Origin of the sequence: Streptomyces sp. NPDC058246 (assembly GCF_042881985.1) — a bacterium.
In the GTDB taxonomy this organism is placed as follows: Bacteria; Actinomycetota; Actinomycetes; order Streptomycetales; family Streptomycetaceae; genus Streptomyces.
Genome location: NZ_JBHVWZ010000011.1, coordinates 44,604 through 62,557, shown reverse-complemented (window position 1 = coordinate 62,557; position 17,954 = coordinate 44,604). Strand labels below are relative to the sequence as shown.

The window sequence follows — 17,954 nt, the reverse complement described above, 5'->3', positions numbered from 1 at the left end:
CCTCAGATGACGTTGAGCGCCGCCGCGCAGCCCACCCCGCCCAGCAGCATGAACACCGGCATCAGGACCTTGAGCTCGACCCAGCTGCCGGCACGGAAGCGCATCACCTTCGGCGGTCCGATCGGGTACCAGCGCTTGCGTCCGAGGGGGATGGGCCACAGGATCGGGCAGCCGGACACCGTCAGCGCGTCGCCGATGTCGTGCACCAGGGCGCCCAGGACGATCGGGAGTCCGAGCCACAGGTACTGCTGTCCCGGGGCGGTGAACAGCCAGTCCGAGCCGTTGCCCGGTTTGTCCAGGACTCCCGCGAGGATCCACGCGCTCGTCGCGGCCAGCAGCCAGACGAGTATGTCGCTGCTGGAGCCGCGGGCGGCCCGCCACAGCAGCCCTTCGATGGCGAGCACCATGTGCACGAAGAGGATCGCCAAGACCGCCCAGCGTCCACCGGTGATCGCCAGGACCGAGGTGCCCGCACCGATCAGCACCGCCCACAGCCAGGTGTGCGTCAGCGTGCGGTGACCCCCGGAGCGCCGGGGATCGCCCGGCTTCCTGGTGCCCTTGTAGACGGCGTACGAGAGTTTGTCGACGATCTCGCACAGGCCCCGCGAGAGGGGTCCGAAGGCACGCGAGATGGTGGCCGCCTTGTGGTCCAGGTCGGGGGCGAGCGCGGCGCCGGCGCAGATCAGCGCGCCGACCAGGAGGACCGGCCAGGGCATGGTGTGGCCGGCCGCGGCGGCCGCCGCTCCGACGCCGAGCCAGGCCGCGGCTCCCGACAGTGAGTGTGCTGGTCCCATCATGGCCGTTCCCCGCCCCATTCCTCTTGTGCCGCTGTCCAGTTACCCGAGTGCGCTGACGCTTCGTCGGCGCCACAGCGTAGCGTTCGTGATCTTCGGGTCGGCATCCGATTCCCCCATCGAGCGGGTTGACAGGCAAGATGGGGGCGTGACCCTCATCGATCAGCTGCCGCAGACCGCAGACCCCGACGCCCTCTACGAAGCCTTCGAGTCGTGGGCCGGGGAACGCGGTCTCACGCTCTATCCCCATCAGGAGGAGGCGCTGATCGAGGTGGTCTCCGGTGCGAACGTGATCGTCTCGACGCCCACCGGCTCGGGCAAGAGCATGATCGCCGCCGGTGCGCACTTCGCGGCGCTCGCCCGCGACGAGGTCACCTTCTACACGGCGCCGATCAAAGCGCTCGTCTCGGAGAAGTTCTTCGAGCTGTGCAAGATCTTCGGCACCGAGAACGTCGGCATGCTCACCGGCGACGCCTCCGTGAACGCCGACGCCCCCGTGATCTGCTGCACCGCCGAGGTGCTGGCCTCCATCGCGCTGCGCGACGGCAAGCACGCCGACGTGGGCCAGGTCGTGATGGACGAGTTCCACTTCTACGCGGAGGGCGACCGCGGCTGGGCGTGGCAGATCCCGATCCTTGAGCTGCCGCAGGCGCAGTTCATCCTGATGTCGGCGACGCTCGGCGATGTCTCGATGTTCGAGAAGGACCTCACCCGGCGCACCGGCCGGCCCACCTCCGTGGTGCGCTCGGCGACCCGGCCCGTGCCCCTCTCCTACGAGTACGTGCTGACTCCACTGACCGAGACGCTCACCGAGCTGCTCGCGACCAAGCAGGCTCCGGTCTACATCGTGCACTTCACCCAGGCCCAGGCCGTGGAGCGGGCACAGGCGCTGATGAGCATCAACATGTGCACGCGCGAGGAGAAGGACCAGATCGCCGAGCTGATCGGCAATTTCCGCTTTACCACCAAGTTCGGCCGCAACCTCTCGCGTTACGTGCGCCACGGCATCGGCGTGCACCACGCGGGCATGCTCCCCAAGTACCGCCGCCTGGTGGAGAAACTCGCCCAGGCCGGTCTCCTCAAGGTCATCTGCGGCACGGACACCCTCGGCGTCGGCGTCAACGTCCCGATCCGCACCGTGCTGTTCACAGCGCTGACGAAGTACGACGGCACTCGGGTGCGGACGCTGCGCGCCCGGGAGTTCCACCAGATCGCCGGCCGCGCCGGGCGCGCGGGCTTCGACACGGCGGGTTACGTCGTGGCGCAGGCGCCCGAGCACGTCATCGAGAACGAGAAGTCGCTCGCCAAGGCGGGCGACGACCCGAAGAAGCGCCGCAAAGTGGTGCGCAAGAAGGCTCCGGAGGGCTTCGTCGGCTGGACGGATAACACCTTCGAGAAGCTGATCTCCTCCGATCCCGAGCCGCTGACCTCGCGCTTCCGTGTGACGCACACGATGCTGCTGTCTGTGATCGCCCGGCCCGGCAACGCCTTCGATGCGATGCGGCATCTGCTGGAGGACAACCACGAGCCGCGCAAGCAGCAGCTGCGGCACATCCGGCGCGCGATCGCCATCTACCGCTCGCTGCTCGACGGGGGCATCGTCGAGAAGCTCGACGAGCCGGACGCCAGCGGCCGCATCGTGCGGCTGACCGTCGACCTCCAGCAGGACTTCGCGCTCAACCAGCCGCTGTCGACCTTCGCGCTCGCCGCCTTCGAGCTGCTGGACCCCGAATCCCCCTCGTACGCCCTCGACATGGTGTCCGTCGTCGAGTCCACGCTGGACGATCCGCGGCAGATCCTCGCGGCCCAGCAGAACAAGGCGCGCGGCGAGGCCGTGGCCGCGATGAAGGCGGACGGCGTCGAGTACGAGGAGCGCATGGAGCGGCTCCAGGACGTGTCGTACCCCAAGCCGCTGGAAGAGCTGCTCTTCCACGCGTACGACACCTACCGCAAGAGCCATCCGTGGGTCGGCGACCATCCGCTGTCCCCGAAGTCCGTGATCCGTGACATGTACGAACGCGCCATGTCCTTCACGGAGTTCGTCTCCTTCTACGAGCTCGCGCGTACCGAGGGCATTGTCCTGCGCTACCTCGCGAGTGCCTACAAGGCCCTTGAGCACACCGTCCCGGACGACCTGAAGTCCGAGGACCTGGAGGATCTGATCGCCTGGCTGGGTGAGATGGTGCGCCAGGTCGACTCCAGCCTCCTGGACGAGTGGGAGCAGCTCGCCAACCCCGAGGTGATGACGGCCGAGGAGGCCCAGGAGAAGGCCGACCAGGTCAAGCCGGTCACCTCGAACGCCCGCGCCTTCCGCGTCCTCGTCCGCAACGCCATGTTCCGCCGGGTCGAACTCGCCGCGCTCGACAACGTCGACGAGCTCGGCGAAATGGATGCCGACGCCGGCTGGGACGCCGATGCCTGGGGCGAGGCGATGGACAAGTACTGGGACGAGTACGAGGATCTCGGCACCGGGCCGGACGCTCGTGGTCCCAAGCTGCTGTCGATCGTGGAGGAGCCGCAGAACGGACTGTGGCGCGTCCGGCAGACCTTCGCCGACCCCAACGGCGACCACGACTGGGGCATCAGCGCGGAGGTCGACCTCGCGGCCTCCGACGCGGAGGGCCGTGCCATCGTCCGGGTCACGGACGTAGGCCAGCTGTGAGCGGACACCGGCCGACTGTGAGCACAGGAGAATCCCCCACATGACGAACCCAGCCGAGAGGCTTGTGGACCTGCTCGACCTGGAGCAGATCGAGGTCAACATCTTCCGTGGCCGCAGCCCGCAGGAGTCGCTGCAGCGGGTCTTCGGAGGCCAGGTGGCGGGCCAGGCACTGGTCGCCGCCGGGCGCACCACCGAGGGCGACCGGCCGGTGCACTCGCTGCACGCGTACTTCCTGCGCCCGGGCCGGCCGGGCGTGCCGATCGTGTACCAGGTCGAACGGGTCCGGGACGGGCGGTCGTTCACCACCCGCCGCGTCACCGCCGTGCAGCAGGGCCGCACGATCTTCAATTTGACCGCCTCCTTTCACAAGCCTGAGGAAGGGACCTTCGAGCACCAGCTGCCGCCGGCCCGGAAGGTTCCGGACCCGGAGTCGCTGCCGACGGTGACGCAGGAGATCGAGGAGCATCTGGGCGCGCTCCCCGAGACCTTGGAGCGCATGGCACGGCGTCAGCCGTTCGACATCCGCTACGTGGACCGGCTGCGCTGGACCCCCGAGGAGATCAAGGACGCCGAGCCGCGCAGCGCGGTGTGGATGCGTGCCGTCGGGCCGCTGGGCGACGACCCGCTCGTCCATACCTGCGCCCTCACGTACGCGAGTGACATGACGCTCCTGGACGCCGTCCGCATCCCGGTCGAACCACTGTGGGGTCCACGGGGCTTCGACATGGCATCGCTGGATCACGCCATGTGGTTCCACCGGCCGTTCCGCGCGGACGAGTGGTTCCTGTACGACCAGGAGTCCCCGGTCGCGACGGGCGGACGCGGGCTGGCCCGCGGGCGCATCTACGACCTGGAGGGACGCCTGCTCGTCTCGGTCGTCCAGGAGGGGCTGTTCCGGACGTTGTAGGGAGACCGCCCCCTCGGGCGGTACCCTTCAAGGCCCTTCGGGGCCGGCCCGGAGCTGCGTCGGGTGGTCACGGGCTTCTGCGGCGCAACCACCGGAACAGCCTCCGTGACTGCTCGTGCTCCCCGGTCGCGCGCCGCTCTTCCGGAGCGGCCGGCCCCGGCTGCGAGGACAGCGGTAGTGAGGCCGTCGGGGGTGAGACTGTCCCGGGTGATGCAGTCCGGGGTGGGGCTGTCCGGGGGGATGACGCGGGCGCTGACGCCACGGACAGAGTGACGCCCTTCGGCACCGGCCGGGGTGCGGGGCGTAGCACACGGGCTTCGGCAAGCGCCTGGCCCAAGTCGGCCTGGAGCCAGCTGATCTCGTCAGGATCCTCGGCCGTCATGAGCCGCGCGGCAAGATGGGCGGCGGGCGAGTCCGGCGCGTGGTGGGAGGCTCGCTCGGGCCGGAAGCGGTTCAGGTAGGCGCGCTCGTACGGATCCCTGACGGCCTCCGCCACCTGGACGGGGTGGAGCAACGATGCCACGACCGCCGCCCGCGCCCAGGGGTCCTCGGTCTGTCGCAGCAAGAATCCCATGTAGCGTCCCCGCCAGTTGCGGGGGCGCACGTCCAGGCCGGCTTCCAGCTGGCTACGCAGCCCCTCGGGGGTACGGCCGCTCAGCAGCGCCGCGTTCTCCTTGTCGGCCGCGAACTCCCTCAGCTCTTCGGCGAGATACAGCCACACCACAGCCCTGTAGCGGTTCAGATAGAATTTCACGGGCACCACCACCCCCAGGCGCGCGAGGCGCGTGAACCTGGCGGTCGTCACCCCCATGAGGGCGGCGCCCTCCGTCGTCCCGACGGCCTTGACCCGCTCACGCAGCGTCTCGGGAAAGCCGTCCTCGGAGCGCACCCGGTCGATCTCCGTGCGGGTGACCCGGCGTCCGCCTCCTCCCTCGTCGGGAACGCTACGGACGCACCCGAGGTGGAGGGCGAGGTCGAACTCGCCGCGCTTGAGCTCCATTTCGCGTGCGGCGCGGCTGAGCGACGTCGTGGCGGACGGTGTCATCGTATTGCCGGACATGGCGGCTCTCCCCGTGGAGTGAGGTGCTCGCGCTGGGTGCGCTCGCTTCGGGAAAAACCGTATCCGGCTCGGCGGACATCGCGGCCAGCCTGTGGATAACTCTGACCGCGGCGACGTATGTGCAGGTCAGAGAAGTACAGTTGCGCAGGTCAGAGGTCTACCGTGGGCGTACCTTCCCGCTGCCGCGTGTCGACGCGCAGGTGCTCGCCGACGCGGTTCACGAGCAGCGTCATCTCATACGCGACCTGACCGATGTCGGCCTCCGCGGCGCTGAGGACACACAGACAGCTGCCGGCGCCCGCGGCCGTGACGAAGAGCACCGCATCATCGAACTCGACCATCGTCTGACGCACTTGTCCGGCACCGAAATGGCGGCCGGAGCCCTTGGCCAGACTGTGCAGGCCGGACGAGACCGCGGCGAGGTGTTCGGCGTCCTCGCGCCGAAGCCCGGTGCTCGCGCCCGTCACCAGCCCGTCGTTGGACAGCACCAGCGCGTGCCGTATGTGTTCGACGCGCTCGGTGAGGTCGTCGAGCAGCCAGCCAAGTCCTGTGTTCTGCGCCATGATCCGGTCTCCCCGTGGTGTCCTTCCCCCTGGCCGGAGGATCTGACCAGCCAGCCTTCCCCACAGCCGCCGTCCGAGCAAGGAGGATGGGCGGCATGGCAAAGAAGATGACCGACGAGGAATGGCGGGCGTTCGTCTCACACGGCACCCGCACCGGAAAGCTCTCCACCGTGCGAGCCGACGGAAGTCCGCATGTGGCGCCGATCTGGTTTCTGGTGGACGGCGACGACCTGGTCTTCAACACCGCAAAGGAGAGTGTCAAGGGGCGGAACCTGGCCCGGGACGGCCGGGTCGCGCTGTGCGTGGACGACGATCGGCCGCCGTTCGACTTCGTCGTGCTGGAAGGGCGGGCGGTGCTGTCGGAGGATCTCGGCGAGTTGCGTCACTGGGCCACTCGGATCGGCGCCCGCTACATGGGCGAGGAGCGTGCCGAGGAGCTCGGGAAGCGCAACGGGGTGCCTGGTGAACTCCTCGTACGCGTGAGGATCGAGAAGGTCCTGGCCTACGCCTCCGTGGCCGAGTGACAACATCGGATCAGTACGCGTCCGGGCGGCACGAGCCCTCGGAGCGATCGCCACGACCAGGGCACGGTCCCCGACGCTCGCGGCGGCGCGCGGCGCGCACTCCTCACCTCAGCCGACAGAGTTGAGCAGCCGGGCGGTGTGCACCCGCCCGGCGTACTCGACGAGACGAATCAGCACCTCCTTCCCGGAGTCGCGGTCACGTGCGTCGCAGAGCACCACCGGCGTCCCCCGGTCGAGGTCCAGGGCGCGGCACACGTCCTGGGCTCCGTAGGCGCGGGCACCCGCGAAGCAGTTGACGGCCACCACGAACGGGATGTGCCGGTGCTCGAAGTAGTCGACCGCGGGGAAGCAGTCTTCGAGTCGCCGGGTGTCCGCGAGGACGACCGCGCCGAGGGCGCCCTGGGACAGCTCGTCCCACAGGAACCAGAACCGGTCCTGGCCCGGGGTTCCGAAGAGGTAGAGCGACAGTCCGGACCTGATGGTGATGCGTCCGAAGTCCATGGCGACGGTCGTCGTGACCTTCTGGTCGACACCGTCCGTGTCGTCCACCGACTGGCCCGCCTCGCTCAGCAGTTCCTCGGTGCGCAGCGGCCTGATCTCACTGACCGCGCCCACCAGGGTGGTCTTGCCCACGCCGAAACCGCCGGCGACCAGTATCTTCAATGCCAGGGCGGTCGTCTCGCCACCCGAGGCGTCGGAGTTCTCGGAGACCATCGTTCACTTCTCTCGGGAGTGCCGACAACGGTCGACGTCGGTGCATCGGTGTGGGGTGTACGGCACTGCTTCGATGCGGGCGCGCTTCGGTACATCTGCGCGGGCGTGCGAAGTCAGCATCATGACAACTGCGGCTCCCCTTCGAACGGTGGGACCGCAATGTGACCGTTCCAGTCGAATGAGGCCCATTCGCTGCCCGAATGTGGGCAAGAAGGGATCCAGAGTCGGACCGACATGGTTCATCTAGAGCGCCCTCAGTCCCTCGATCACCTCGCGGAGGATCCGCTCGTCGGGCAGTTGTGCCGGCGGCACGGGGCGGCTGACCGTAACGCAGCCCAGCTCCAGAAGGTCGCCGAGGAGCACCCTCACCACGCCCACCGGCAGGTCGGCGTCCGCGGCCAGCTCGGCCACCGACTGCGTCTCGATACGGCACAGTTCGATCAGCACCCGATGCTCGGGGCCGAGCGAGATGTCGTCGCCGACGCCGGGTGCGCCCGTGTCGAGGCTGACCAGAGCGATCAGATCGAAGCGCACCCCGGTAGGGCCCGGTGTGGTGCGCCCGCCCGTCATCGCGTAGGGGCGGACGAGCGGTCCGGCCTCGTTGTCGTACCACTGGCTGCCCGGCTGTGGCGGGGCGCCCGGCGTGTCCTCGGTCATCTGCACCGACCGTCCTCGGGCGTCATCCGGCGGCGGGCGGCTGTGCGGCGACACGCGCGGGCGTGTAGAGGTGCTCGCCCACCCGCTTGACCAGGAGGGCCATCTCGTACGCCACCAGGCCGATGTCGGCCGTGGCGGCGGTCAGGACGGCGAGGCACGAACCGTCACCCGCGGCCGCGACGAACAGGAAACCGTCGTCCATCTCCACCATCGTCTGACGCACCCCGCCGGCGCCGAAGTGGCGCCCCGCGCCCTTGGCCAGACTGTGGAAGCCGGAGGCGACGGCGGCGAGGTGTTCGGCGTCCTCGCGGCGCAGACCGGTGGAAGCGCCCACCGCCAGACCGTCGTTCGACAGCACCACGGCGTGTCGCACTTCCGCCACGCGCAGCACCAAGTCGTCCAACAGCCAGTCGAGTTCACCGGACCGCTGGCCGGCCCTCATGCTCGGGTCCTGGATCATGCGGGGTCTCCTTCGCTGCTGTCGCTGCGGGCTTCGCGGTCCGGGGTGGCGCCGCGGCCGGGCGATCTGCCGCCGCCGCGTGCCCAGCCGTCGCGGTAGGCCGCCATGCGGTCTCGTACGACTTCGGGGGTGCGCTCGTCGTCACCCCGGGGCCCCTGCGTTTCCGCCGGCTCCTCGGAGCGCTGTTCGCGCAGTTGGGGGGCGAGACTCGCCTGCCGTACACGTCGAGGGAGCTCGTCGGAATCTTCGGAGTCGTCCGGGGGACGGTGCAGCCGCAACGTGGTGACTCCAGGTGGCGGGTTGTCCGACGAGCCGTTCGCGGGGGCTTCGGAGGCTGCCTGTACCGGGGGCACCAGTACGGGGCGCTCGGTGATGGCCTGGACGGACTCCGGTTCCGGGGCGGCCGCCACGCGCGCGTACTGCCGTTCCGCGGGCCGGCCGGAGTCGGTCCTGCGTGGGGAGTGTTCCGCCGCACCGCCGTGCAGCAAGGCCGTGGGCAGCAGGACGACCGCGGTGGTGCCGCCGTAGGGGGAGGTTCTCAGGTGCACCTTGATGCCGTGCCGGGCCGAGAGCCTGCTGACGACGAAGAGGCCGAGCCGGTCGCTGTCGAAGAGGTCCAGTGCCTCGGACTGTTCGATGCGCCGGTTGGCTTCGGCGAGTGTCTCCTTGCCCATGCCGAGCCCCCGGTCCTCGACCTCGATCGCGTAGCCGTTGCCGACCGGCTCACCGGTGATCCGCACCCGGGTGTGCGGGGGCGAGAACTGCGCGGCGTTCTCGACGATCTCCGCCAGGAGGTGGGTGAGGTCGGCCACCGCGGCGCCGACCACGGCGGCCTCGGGGAGTTGTCGTACCTCCACGCGCGCGTAGTCCTCGACTTCGGAAACGGCCGCGCGGATCACGTTCGTCAGCGAGACCGGCATGCGCCAGGCCCGGCCGGGCGCGGCTCCGGAGAGGATGATCAGGCTCTCCGCGTGACGCCGCATCCGGGTCGTGAGGTGGTCGAGCCGGAACAGGTCGCTCAGCTCGTTCGGGTCCTCGGACCTGCGCTCCATGCTGTCCAGCAGGCTCAGTTGCCGGTGCACGAGAACCTGACTGCGGCGCGCGAGATTGACGAAGACTCCGGAGATTCCGCTGGCGAGCTCCGCACGTTCGACGGCGGCGCGCAGGGCGGCTCGGTGCACGGTGCCAAGGGCCTCCGCGACCTGTCCGGTCTCGTCCTCCGCGGGTGGCCCGGGCGGGGCCTCGGCGCGGACGTCGATCTCCTCCCCCGCCCGCAGTTGGCGCATGGCCTGCGGAAGTTTGCGGCGGGCGATCTCCAGAGCGCTGTTGCGCAGGCTCACCAGCTCGACGACGAGGCCGCGTCCGATGCGTACGGAGATGACGAGCGAGGCGACGACGGCGGCGAGTCCGAACAGGACCGCGGCACCGGCGGGGGTGAGCAGACCGCGGGTGAGCGGGTCGGCCCGGTCCGCGACACCACGGCCCGCGTTCGCCTCGATGGTGCGCATTGCGTCCTGCACGCGCGCGTGGGCCGTGTTCCAGCCGGCCTCCGGCGCGGCGTCGATCGCCTTGCCGCCCGGGCGCGAGACGAGCACTTTGTCCTCGACGGCGCGCACGTCGATGTACGCGCTCCCCTCCACGAGGTCGCGCCAGGCGGCTCGTTCGGGCCCGCGCAGGTCCGCGGCGGCCGAATCGGTCAGCGTACGACGGGTCTCGACGGCGCCGGTGAACAGCCGCAGCCGCTCCCCGTCGAGGCTCCCGGCGAGCCGGGCGCCGGCCAGCACCGCGTCCTCCTGGGCGAGCGCTTCCCCGGCCCGGGAGAACTCGAGCAGCACGCGCGCGTCGGAGCCCAGATCGGCGTCCTGGATGCCGGTGAGCGCGCCGCCCACACCGAAGGCCGTCGAAATGGTCTTCGTGTACTGCCCGTACGCCTCGTCCCATCCGCTTCGGCGGTCCAGCAGCGCGGTGCGCAGAGAGCCGAGCCGCTCCGCTCCGGTGACGAAGGCCTCGAGGCGCCCAGCCACTCCCGCCGGCAGGTCGGCGCCGTCGGCGACGGTGTTGTGGTCGCCCAGTCGCAGCTTCGCCACCGCTCGGTCGGTGCGCCGTGCCAGCTCCTTGAGGTCGCCCGGCTGCTCGGCGGCTGGATCGGTCGCGTAGCGGACGGCGGCGGTGCGTTCGGCCTGGAGCGCGGCGACGGCGGCGTCGACCGGGGCCCGCACCGTTGAGTCCACACGCTGCAACTGCCGTAGCCGTGCCACGTCCTGGGCGGTGCTCACCGTGGCGTACGCCCAGAGGGCGAGCAAGGAGATGACCGGCACCATCAGCAGGCAGACGATCTTGGCTCGGACGGTGCGGGGCCGGATGCGCCGGCGTCCCGCGCGCGGGGGCGGGTCCTGCGGCGTCCCCGCGACGGTGTCGTCGGCGTCCGCGTGCTCGTCGGCCGGCGGACCGGCGTGCGCGCGGCGACCGCGTGCCGGCGACTGGGGCGGCGGCTCGGCGCCGGCTGTGGGGGTCCTACGGGGTGTACGCATGGCCTCCTCGCTCGGGAAGGTTCGGGGCGTGCCTTCCGGGCCGTCGTGGCTCCGGGCCCGCCTCTAGCGGGCGACGCTCTCGACCGGCCGCTGGGCCGATGCGGATGCCTCGCGCTCGTCGGTCGTCGGCGACAGCGCGACGAACGCCGATGTCAGGAAGAGATAGGACCCGAGGCCGACGGCAAGGGGGAAGATGAACTGCATCGCCGTGGCCCCGGGCAGGGCCTCGCCGGACGGGCTGACGCGCACACTCACCGCCATCATCCCGGTGTAGTGCATGCTGCTCACCGCGCCGCCCATGACGAGGGAGGCGACGGCAACCGCCACCGGCGACTTGATGTTGAGCGCCGCCCACAGGGCGGCGGTCGCCGCGACCACGGCGATCACGACGGAGAGCCCGACCAGCGCCGGGTCGTAGTGCACCTGGCCGTGCAGTCGCAGCGCGGCCATGCCCAGGTAGTGCATGCTCGCGACCCCGAGCCCGGTGGTGAGTCCGCCGAGGACGAGAGCGCGGCCCCGGTCGCGGCCGTAGCCGACGGCGAAGACGCCCGCGCCGACGACGACCATGGCGACGAGCAGGCTGAGGATGGTCAGCGGCACGTTGTAGCGCATCTCCGTGCCGCTGACGCTGAAGCCCAGCATCGCCACGAAGTGCATGGTCCAGATGCCGGTGCCGATCGCGGAGGCCGCGGTGAGGAGCCAGTTGCGGCGCGACCGCCCGGTGGCGCCGAGCGCGCGGACCGTGCAGCGCAGCCCGAGAGCGGCGCCTATGCAGGCCATCACGTACGACAGCACGGGGGTCAGCCAGCCGAAAGCGGCGTGGTCCAGGTGTCCCATGGCCCAGGGACGCTAGTCCGGACAGGGGCGCTCAAAGGGGGCGCATTTCGAAAGCTGTTGGAATATGACTCAGAGGTGTAGCTGAACGATCGCGTCACGCTCGAACATGTGCACAGCGGCATCCTTCGTGTCGGTGAGGGATCATGCGGAACATGAGCGACGACCACACACATGTCCAGGAGTTCTTCACGGCGCGTGCCGCCGACTGGGACGCCAAGTTCCCCGACGACGGGCCCGCGTACGCGGCCGCGGTCGCCGAGATGGGGCTGCGCGAGGGCGACCGCGTGCTCGACGCGGGCTGCGGCACCGGACGCGCCCTGCCGCCGCTGCGAGCGGCCGTGGGAGCGTCCGGAGTGGTCATCGGGGCCGATCTGACCCCGGCCATGCTGCAGGCCGCCGTACGGGCCGGACGGGACCGCGACGGGCAGTTGCTGCTCGCCGACGTCGCCGGGCTGCCGTTGCGCGCGCAGTCGCTGGACGCGGTCTTCGGAGCGGGCCTCATCGCGCACCTGCCGAACCCGGCCGAGAACCTCAGCGAGTTGGCACGCGTGGTGCGGCCGGGCGGCACCCTGGCACTCTTCCACCCGATCGGCCGGGCGGCGCTCGCGGCCCGGCAGGGCCGGCAGATCACCCCGGACGACCTGCGGGCGGAGGCCAACCTCACTCCCCTGCTGGCCGGTTCCGGCTGGGACTTGACGTCGTACGCCGACGAGGACGCCCGCTTCCTCGCGCTGGCCGTGCGGCGCCACTGACGCGTCGGACCTTCTGTCACCACTGACGCCTCAGCACCTCAGCGCCTCCCGCTGCTGACGCCGTCCGTTCCTTCCGGCGTGTGGCTGACGCCTCAGCCCGTCCGGCGACCTCCGCAGCAAAGGCGTCGGGGTTGTCGAACATGACGTTGTGCCCGGCGCCGGGCACGGTCACGACCCGCACTCCAGCCGCCTCCAGATCTTCCCTGCCCGGGAGTTCACCGCTCAGCTCGCCCTGAAGGTAGACGCGCTCCGCTGTCAGCTCTTCGAGCATGCGGCGCATCGTGGGACTCGTGCCGCGCCTGAGTCCCTTCGCCGTGCGGTGCAGGGCGCGCGGATCGGCGAGCCGCATGGTGGCCGCCCAGAAGGGGCCGACCTTTTCCAGCACGCGCGCGTGGCCGCCGCTGACGACGTAGTCCTCCTCGTCGTAGGAGGCGATGCCACTACTGCCCGCGGTGACCGGAGGGTGCGGGTCCAGGTTGGCCTCCGCCAGGACCAGCCGTGAGACGAGGTCGGGCCGTCGGTGGGCGAGCACGATGGCGACGGCGCCCCCCATGCTGTGCGCGACGAGCTCCGCGCCGGTGACATGGGCAGTGTCCAGGGCCACCGCCAGCGCCTCGGCGTGGTCCTCCAGGGTGTAGCCGAAGTCCGCGGGCCGATCACTGATGCCGTGACCGGGCAGGTCGACGAACAGGGTGCGGCGGCCCGCCAGTTCCGGCCGCGCGGCTATGTGGGCGTTGTAGACCGTCGAGGCCGAGCCCAGACCATGGACGTACACCCGCGAGGGTTCGGCGCCTGCCGCTTCCGTCCAGCGGATGTGACTTCCCTTGCCGTCGAACTCTGCCTGTTGCATCCCGCTCTCCCCTGTCTCCTCGGTGCACCGCACTTCCGAGACAATACATCGGTACCGATGTATCGGGGAAGCGATGTACAGCGAAGGTGCGGCAGAATGTGGGCATGCTGGAGCTCGCCATCCTCGGTTTTCTGTACGACGCCCCCCTGCACGGCTACGAGCTGCGCAAACGCATCACCGCGCTGACCGGGCATGTGAAACCCGTTGCCGAGAGCACCCTGTATCCCGCGATCAAGCGGCTGGAGAAGGCGGACCTGCTGGAAAGGGCGACGCAGCCCGGATCCGTGGCCGCCCCGCGTCACGTCCTGACCCTCACCGGCGAGGGCAGACGCGAACTGCGCCGTCGGCTGGCGGAACCGGCGGGGCGCGACATCACCGACGAGAACCGCTGGTTCACGGTACTCGCCTTCCTCAGGCACCTGGGCGGCCCGGCGGCGCAGGCCGCCGTGCTGCGGCGCAGGCTCGCTTTCCTGGAGGAGCCCGCGAGCTTTTTCTACGACGGTGACCGGCCGCTGCGCGCGGAGGAGCTGGACGACCCCTTCAGGCGCGGCATCCTCACCATCGCGCGGGCCACGAGCCGGGCCGAACTGGCCTGGCTGCGGGCCACGATCGACTCACTCGACGCGAGCGGCCGATGAGACGGGACAGCCCCGCACGCCAGGCACTGGGCGAGTGCCCAGATCGGCGACGCGGTAGCCGTCCCGGTAGCCCTTGATCTCCCAATTCTGTCTGGCGAAGTGCGGTGCACGGCGCGGCGGCATGAGCCGGACCAGTCGGCCACGCGCGCGTACCGCACGGCGGACCAGCGCGCGTGTGGCGGGACCCGGGGGCTCGTACCGGAAGGCACGCAACAGTGATGCGTCGAGCAGGGCCAGGGTCGAGGCACGCAGCAGCGGTGCGAGCGCACGGGGGTACCAGGAGGCCATCAGGTCCAGCGTCGCGTCGGAGACCCTGCGCGCACCCTCGTCCCACCCGAAATGGGCCTCTTCGTAGGCGTCGAGGCAGTCCTCGAAGTCCTCGTAGGACTCCGGGATGTTCTTAATCCCCATGTACCGACCCAGGGTGCGGTAGTGCACCGTGGAAGCGATGATCTCGTGGCGCGACATCCTGCGCCACCCGTAAGCCTCGATCCACCGCTTGGGCATCACCACGAAGGTGCAGAGCACGTAACGCATGTCTTCATTGCTGATGTCGTAGCTGTGGTGCATCTGGTTGATACGGAGAATCGCCGCGCGGCCCTCCTCTCCGTCGAAGCCGTGCTCGACGACGGCGTCGAGAAGGAGCGCGGTGTCGTCGTAGCGCTTCTGCGTGCGGTCCGTGAGCTCCGCGGTCTCGGCGAGCAGCCGACCGATGCCGGGCACGGCGTACGTGCGGTACAGCGCGAGTTCCAAGGCCCGGGCGAAGTCCCAGGGGAATTCGTACGCGGTGGAGAGCCGGTAGATCTCCGACGCCTCCTTCTCCGGGTCCATCCGCCGGATCTGTTCGAGCCGCTCGTAACGCTTCACCTGGCCGTCCCCCTTCTGCCGCCGCGGCTCCAACTCTACGTTGAGTAGCAGCAGGTGCACGATCAGCGATGACCATCGCACAGGGGGAAGGTGGCCCGATGTCCGGCATTCTCGGCAGACTCCGCAAGATATGGCGCACGAGGACGGTCGAGCGGCCCGACGAGCCGCAGCCCGTCGTGCCACGGCCGAAGAAGCGAGCGCACAACCTGTTCGAGGCGGCCGCGGCCTATGTGTCGGCGTGCGCGGAGGACGACCAGGACCAGATCGACGAGGCGGCTGCGTGGGTGTCGCCGGAGGCGCTGTCGTTCGGGGTGAACGAGTTGACCTGCCGGGCGGTGATAGCGCTGGCGCGGGAGCGGGACGAGTCGCCGCGGACGGTGGCGCGCACGCTGCTGGGGCTGCCCACGGCCTGACCCTCGGGTACCGGGGCGGGCGTTTCGCCCCTGTCCAGCCGGATAACTGCAGCTCCGCGTGTACTTCGGGCTCGTGACAAGCGCCTTCCAGTCGCATTATGGTGCGCCGACGAACGTAGCGATGGGGAGGCTGGGATGGCCGGGACGGACGATGGCGCCGTCGCCACCGGGGACGACGAGGTACTGGACGACGACGCACTCTATGTGCTGACGGCGGTGTTGCTGACGCCCGCGAAGTTCCCCAGCGTGCTGGGGGACGACTATCCGGAGGCCTGCGCGACGCTCGGCCTCGCGCCGCTCGCCGACGGGTACGGTCTCGTGCTCGGCCAGGACGGGGAGGGCGCGCGGTGGACCGTTGTCGTCGACGACGTGTCGCTGGTCGCCGTGGCCATCGCCTCCTGGGACTGCGGAATGGAGCACGACCTGTCGCCGGACGAGCGCACGGTCGTCGCCGCGCTGCCCGGCTGGCCCCTTGAGGTCGCTGTATCGGCCCCCGGGGTGCCGGCCCCGCACGACCCCGCGCCCGAGCTCACGGAAGGGCCTCCGCTGAGCCCGCCGGACACCGCCACGTGGGGTCCGGCCCAACGGCGCCTCGGTGCCGACGAGATCGCCTTGCAGTGGGCGATCTGGCGGGAGCAGATCGACGACGGTGACTTCGTGACGTCGTCGGGTGCGGCAAAGGCCGAGGACGCCGCCGAGGAGAAGGGCGGCGACGGCGAGGCGCGCGGTGGCGTCCGCCGGGTGCTCGCGGAGGCGCGCTCCTACGTCGACACGCCGCCTCCGCTCGGCCGTGTCCGCTCGTCCTTCGCGACAGGGGACGCCCGGACCCTGCGCGCGGACGGCCCCGGCTGGTCCTTGGTCGCGAGGACCGACGACATCGCGTTCGTCCTCCTCGACGAGGAGCCCGGAGAGGTCCTGCCCGTCGGTCGCGGACCTGAACTGCCCGGCCTCCTGGAAGCCCTCGACAAGATGGCGGTACGCCCGAGCTGAGCGGCCGTGCCGCGCGGAATTCCCGCGGCGCGGACGCTGCGCTGTCAGCGGCTGTCGTCCGAGTCGAGGGGCAGAGTGCCGATAGTGCGGCCCCGCATGCGGACCTTGGGCGAGGTGCGGCCCCGCCCGCGGACCGTACCGACGGAGGGTCCGCGAGCGGGCTGTGGTGAACGTGGTGAGTCAGTCCCCGTGCGCCGGCCGGAGCCGTCGGTGGCTCCTCAGCGACCGATCTCCTTGCGCGTGACGCGGCGCAGCCTGCGCCGCTGCGAGGGGTCCAGCGCGAGGTAGGCCGCCGCCGGGACTCCCAGCACGATCAGGAAGGCAGCCCACCAGGGCAGCCAGATCAGCAGGATGAGGCCTACCGCCACACCTCCTGCGGCGATCTTCGCGTTCTTCGACATGTGTCGCCTCCTTCGCGGCTGCTGCCGCTCTCTGTCCTGAGAACGGGTCCCTGGCTCCCACGGTTCCGGACCGCGACCCTGATACGTCCCTGAGGCGCGCCCCCTACGCGACCCTGAGGGGCTCCCCGACCTCGTGCATGTGGCGCAGGGCCTGCCGGTAGGAATCGACGAGCCCGGCCTCCGCGTAGGGGATACCCAACTCCTGGCAGTGCGCGCGCACCAGGGGCTGAGCGAGTCGCAGATGCGGGCGGGGCATGCTGGGGAACAAGTGGTGCTCGATCTGGTAGTTCAGACCACCGAGGAACCAGTCGGTCGTCACGGCACCGCGGACGTTGCGCGAGGTCAGCACCTGACGGCGCAGGTGGCCCCAGCGCTCGCCGTCCGGGTCGGGCATCTCCATGCCCTTGTGGTTGGGGGCGAAGGCCATTCCCAGGTGCAGGCCGAACAGTGCCTGGTGAAGGGCCGCGAAGGCCAGCGCCTTGCCGAGTGACATGGAGGTGAGCAGCAAGGTCGCATAGGCGACGATGTGGGTCACCAGCAGCAACGCCTCCACGGCCCGCTCACGCGGCGGCTGCCGACGAAGGTCCTGGAAGCCGTGGACCTTCAGGGCGACGCCTTCGAGGAGGGTGAGCGGGAAGAAGAGCCAGGCCTGGTTGCGGGTGAGCCAGCGCCTGAAGCCGGCCCGGTCCTTGGCCTGCTCACTGCTGAACACCAGGACATCGGCGACCACATCGGGGTCCTTGTCGATGTGGTTGGGGTTGGCGTGGTGGCGGTTGTGCTTGTCGTTCCACCAGGAGTAGCTCATCCCGAGGAGCAAGTTGCCGTGGAGCAGGCCGATCAGGCGGCCGACGGACTTGTCGGCGGTGATCTGGGAGTGGCCCGCGTCATGGCCTGTGAATGCCGTCCGGGCCCCCAGGACGGCGAGCACGGGCGCGAGGAGCAGCGACCACCAGGAGTTGCCGATCAGGGCGACGCCTGTCACCACACCGGCCAGGGCCAGCGCGTTCACGGCGATCTCGCGGGCGTACCAGCCATGGCGCCGCTTCAGCAGGCCCTGGTTCCTGACGGTACGCAGCAGGGGCGCGAAGTCGCTCCCCGCGGTCTGACCGTCGCTCGCCCCTGGAGGGTGTTCCGCGAGGACGGCGGCGCTCTGGGACATGGTGGGACTCCGGTCTCTCAGGGAACGGGCTGACCTGATGAAACGTACGAATCAGTGACCTTCCGCGACCATGGCGCCACCACCCGCGTCTGTTCGGGGGCCTGCCGGGGCACCGTAGGGGGGTTGGCGACACCCCCTCGCAAGGTGAACCACGTCACGGCTCGGCCGGGCTTGT

The 17,954-nt window shown here is 70.2% G+C and carries 19 protein-coding genes; 7 read left to right on the top strand and 12 right to left on the bottom strand.

What is annotated here, in order from left to right:
* Positions 1 to 2: 2 nt before the first annotated feature.
* A complete protein-coding gene (locus ACFVXA_RS18380; protein ID WP_362015225.1) occupies positions 3 to 797 on the bottom strand; it encodes a metal-dependent hydrolase in 795 nt (264 codons plus the stop codon).
* A gap of 145 nt (positions 798 to 942) precedes the next feature.
* On the opposite strand from ACFVXA_RS18380, the gene ACFVXA_RS18375 reads away from it, so the two are divergent.
* Together ACFVXA_RS18375 and ACFVXA_RS18370 are read left to right on the top strand one after the other, a co-directional pair.
* Positions 943 to 3,456 carry a DEAD/DEAH box helicase gene (locus tag ACFVXA_RS18375; protein WP_390025612.1) on the top strand — a complete coding sequence of 838 codons (2,514 nt, stop codon included), beginning with the start codon at positions 943 to 945 and terminating at the stop codon, positions 3,454 to 3,456.
* A 40-nt stretch (positions 3,457 to 3,496) separates the two neighbouring features.
* Positions 3,497 to 4,363 carry an acyl-CoA thioesterase II gene (locus ACFVXA_RS18370; RefSeq protein WP_362015219.1) on the top strand — a complete coding sequence of 289 codons (867 nt, stop codon included), beginning with the start codon at positions 3,497 to 3,499 and terminating at the stop codon, positions 4,361 to 4,363.
* A 67-nt stretch (positions 4,364 to 4,430) separates the two neighbouring features.
* Here ACFVXA_RS18370 and ACFVXA_RS18365 read toward each other — a convergent pair whose 3' ends face one another.
* Positions 4,431 to 5,423: a DUF6397 family protein gene (locus ACFVXA_RS18365; RefSeq protein ID WP_390025610.1), complete on the bottom strand. Its 993-nt coding sequence runs from the start codon at positions 5,421 to 5,423 to the stop codon at positions 4,431 to 4,433.
* 149 nt (positions 5,424 to 5,572) lie between these two features.
* The gene (locus ACFVXA_RS18360) at positions 5,573 to 5,986 is read right to left on the bottom strand and encodes a roadblock/LC7 domain-containing protein (protein WP_383744894.1); all 414 of its coding nucleotides are present in this window, start codon (positions 5,984 to 5,986) and stop codon (positions 5,573 to 5,575) included.
* Between the two features lie 95 nt (positions 5,987 to 6,081).
* On the opposite strand from ACFVXA_RS18360, the gene ACFVXA_RS18355 reads away from it, so the two are divergent.
* Complete coding sequence (locus ACFVXA_RS18355; protein WP_362015211.1) at positions 6,082 to 6,510, top strand: PPOX class F420-dependent oxidoreductase; 429 nt, start codon at positions 6,082 to 6,084, stop codon at positions 6,508 to 6,510.
* Positions 6,511 to 6,618: 108 nt separating this feature from the next.
* On the opposite strand, the gene ACFVXA_RS18350 is transcribed toward ACFVXA_RS18355, so the two are convergent.
* The 5 genes from ACFVXA_RS18350 to ACFVXA_RS18330 form a co-directional block, all read right to left on the bottom strand.
* Positions 6,619 to 7,224, bottom strand: a complete 606-nt coding sequence (locus tag ACFVXA_RS18350) for an ATP/GTP-binding protein (RefSeq protein WP_362015209.1) — start codon at positions 7,222 to 7,224, stop codon at positions 6,619 to 6,621.
* Between the two features lie 243 nt (positions 7,225 to 7,467).
* Positions 7,468 to 7,881, bottom strand: coding sequence for a DUF742 domain-containing protein (locus ACFVXA_RS18345; RefSeq protein WP_362015206.1), 414 nt, complete (start codon positions 7,879 to 7,881; stop codon positions 7,468 to 7,470).
* A gap of 22 nt (positions 7,882 to 7,903) precedes the next feature.
* Positions 7,904 to 8,341 carry a roadblock/LC7 domain-containing protein gene (locus tag ACFVXA_RS18340; protein WP_362015203.1) on the bottom strand — a complete coding sequence of 146 codons (438 nt, stop codon included), beginning with the start codon at positions 8,339 to 8,341 and terminating at the stop codon, positions 7,904 to 7,906.
* Positions 8,338 to 10,872 (bottom strand): nitrate- and nitrite sensing domain-containing protein, encoded by a 2,535-nt coding sequence (locus ACFVXA_RS18335; protein WP_390025608.1) that lies wholly within the window; start codon positions 10,870 to 10,872, stop codon positions 8,338 to 8,340. The genes ACFVXA_RS18340 and ACFVXA_RS18335 overlap by 4 nt, the downstream gene beginning before the upstream one ends.
* Before the next feature lie 63 nt (positions 10,873 to 10,935).
* Complete coding sequence (locus ACFVXA_RS18330) at positions 10,936 to 11,709, bottom strand: MHYT domain-containing protein (protein WP_384397937.1); 774 nt, start codon at positions 11,707 to 11,709, stop codon at positions 10,936 to 10,938.
* A gap of 152 nt (positions 11,710 to 11,861) precedes the next feature.
* Between ACFVXA_RS18330 and ACFVXA_RS18325 the strand changes: the two genes are divergently transcribed.
* The gene (locus ACFVXA_RS18325; protein ID WP_362015196.1) at positions 11,862 to 12,461 is read left to right on the top strand and encodes a methyltransferase domain-containing protein; all 600 of its coding nucleotides are present in this window, start codon (positions 11,862 to 11,864) and stop codon (positions 12,459 to 12,461) included.
* A gap of 16 nt (positions 12,462 to 12,477) precedes the next feature.
* Here ACFVXA_RS18325 and ACFVXA_RS18320 read toward each other — a convergent pair whose 3' ends face one another.
* A complete protein-coding gene (locus ACFVXA_RS18320) occupies positions 12,478 to 13,311 on the bottom strand; it encodes an alpha/beta fold hydrolase (protein ID WP_383904889.1) in 834 nt (277 codons plus the stop codon).
* Positions 13,312 to 13,415: 104 nt separating this feature from the next.
* Here ACFVXA_RS18320 and ACFVXA_RS18315 point away from each other — a divergent pair, with 104 nt between their 5' ends.
* Positions 13,416 to 13,949 carry a PadR family transcriptional regulator gene (locus ACFVXA_RS18315; protein WP_390025605.1) on the top strand — a complete coding sequence of 178 codons (534 nt, stop codon included), beginning with the start codon at positions 13,416 to 13,418 and terminating at the stop codon, positions 13,947 to 13,949.
* On the opposite strand, the gene ACFVXA_RS18310 is transcribed toward ACFVXA_RS18315, so the two are convergent.
* The gene (locus ACFVXA_RS18310; RefSeq protein ID WP_384023690.1) at positions 13,926 to 14,816 is read right to left on the bottom strand and encodes an oxygenase MpaB family protein; all 891 of its coding nucleotides are present in this window, start codon (positions 14,814 to 14,816) and stop codon (positions 13,926 to 13,928) included. The genes ACFVXA_RS18315 and ACFVXA_RS18310 overlap by 24 nt on opposite strands.
* Positions 14,817 to 14,914: 98 nt before the next feature.
* Between ACFVXA_RS18310 and ACFVXA_RS18305 the strand changes: the two genes are divergently transcribed.
* Both ACFVXA_RS18305 and ACFVXA_RS18300 read left to right on the top strand, forming a co-directional pair.
* A complete protein-coding gene (locus ACFVXA_RS18305; RefSeq protein ID WP_390025603.1) occupies positions 14,915 to 15,229 on the top strand; it encodes a hypothetical protein in 315 nt (104 codons plus the stop codon).
* A gap of 135 nt (positions 15,230 to 15,364) precedes the next feature.
* Positions 15,365 to 16,219 (top strand): hypothetical protein, encoded by an 855-nt coding sequence (locus tag ACFVXA_RS18300; protein ID WP_383904892.1) that lies wholly within the window; start codon positions 15,365 to 15,367, stop codon positions 16,217 to 16,219.
* A gap of 218 nt (positions 16,220 to 16,437) precedes the next feature.
* Here the strand turns inward: ACFVXA_RS18300 and ACFVXA_RS18295 are convergent, their stop codons facing one another.
* Both ACFVXA_RS18295 and ACFVXA_RS18290 read right to left on the bottom strand, forming a co-directional pair.
* Positions 16,438 to 16,620 (bottom strand): hypothetical protein, encoded by a 183-nt coding sequence (locus ACFVXA_RS18295; protein WP_081223009.1) that lies wholly within the window; start codon positions 16,618 to 16,620, stop codon positions 16,438 to 16,440.
* 103 nt (positions 16,621 to 16,723) lie between these two features.
* Positions 16,724 to 17,779, bottom strand: coding sequence for a fatty acid desaturase family protein (locus ACFVXA_RS18290; RefSeq protein ID WP_390025601.1), 1,056 nt, complete (start codon positions 17,777 to 17,779; stop codon positions 16,724 to 16,726).
* Positions 17,780 to 17,954: the final 175 nt, after the last annotated feature.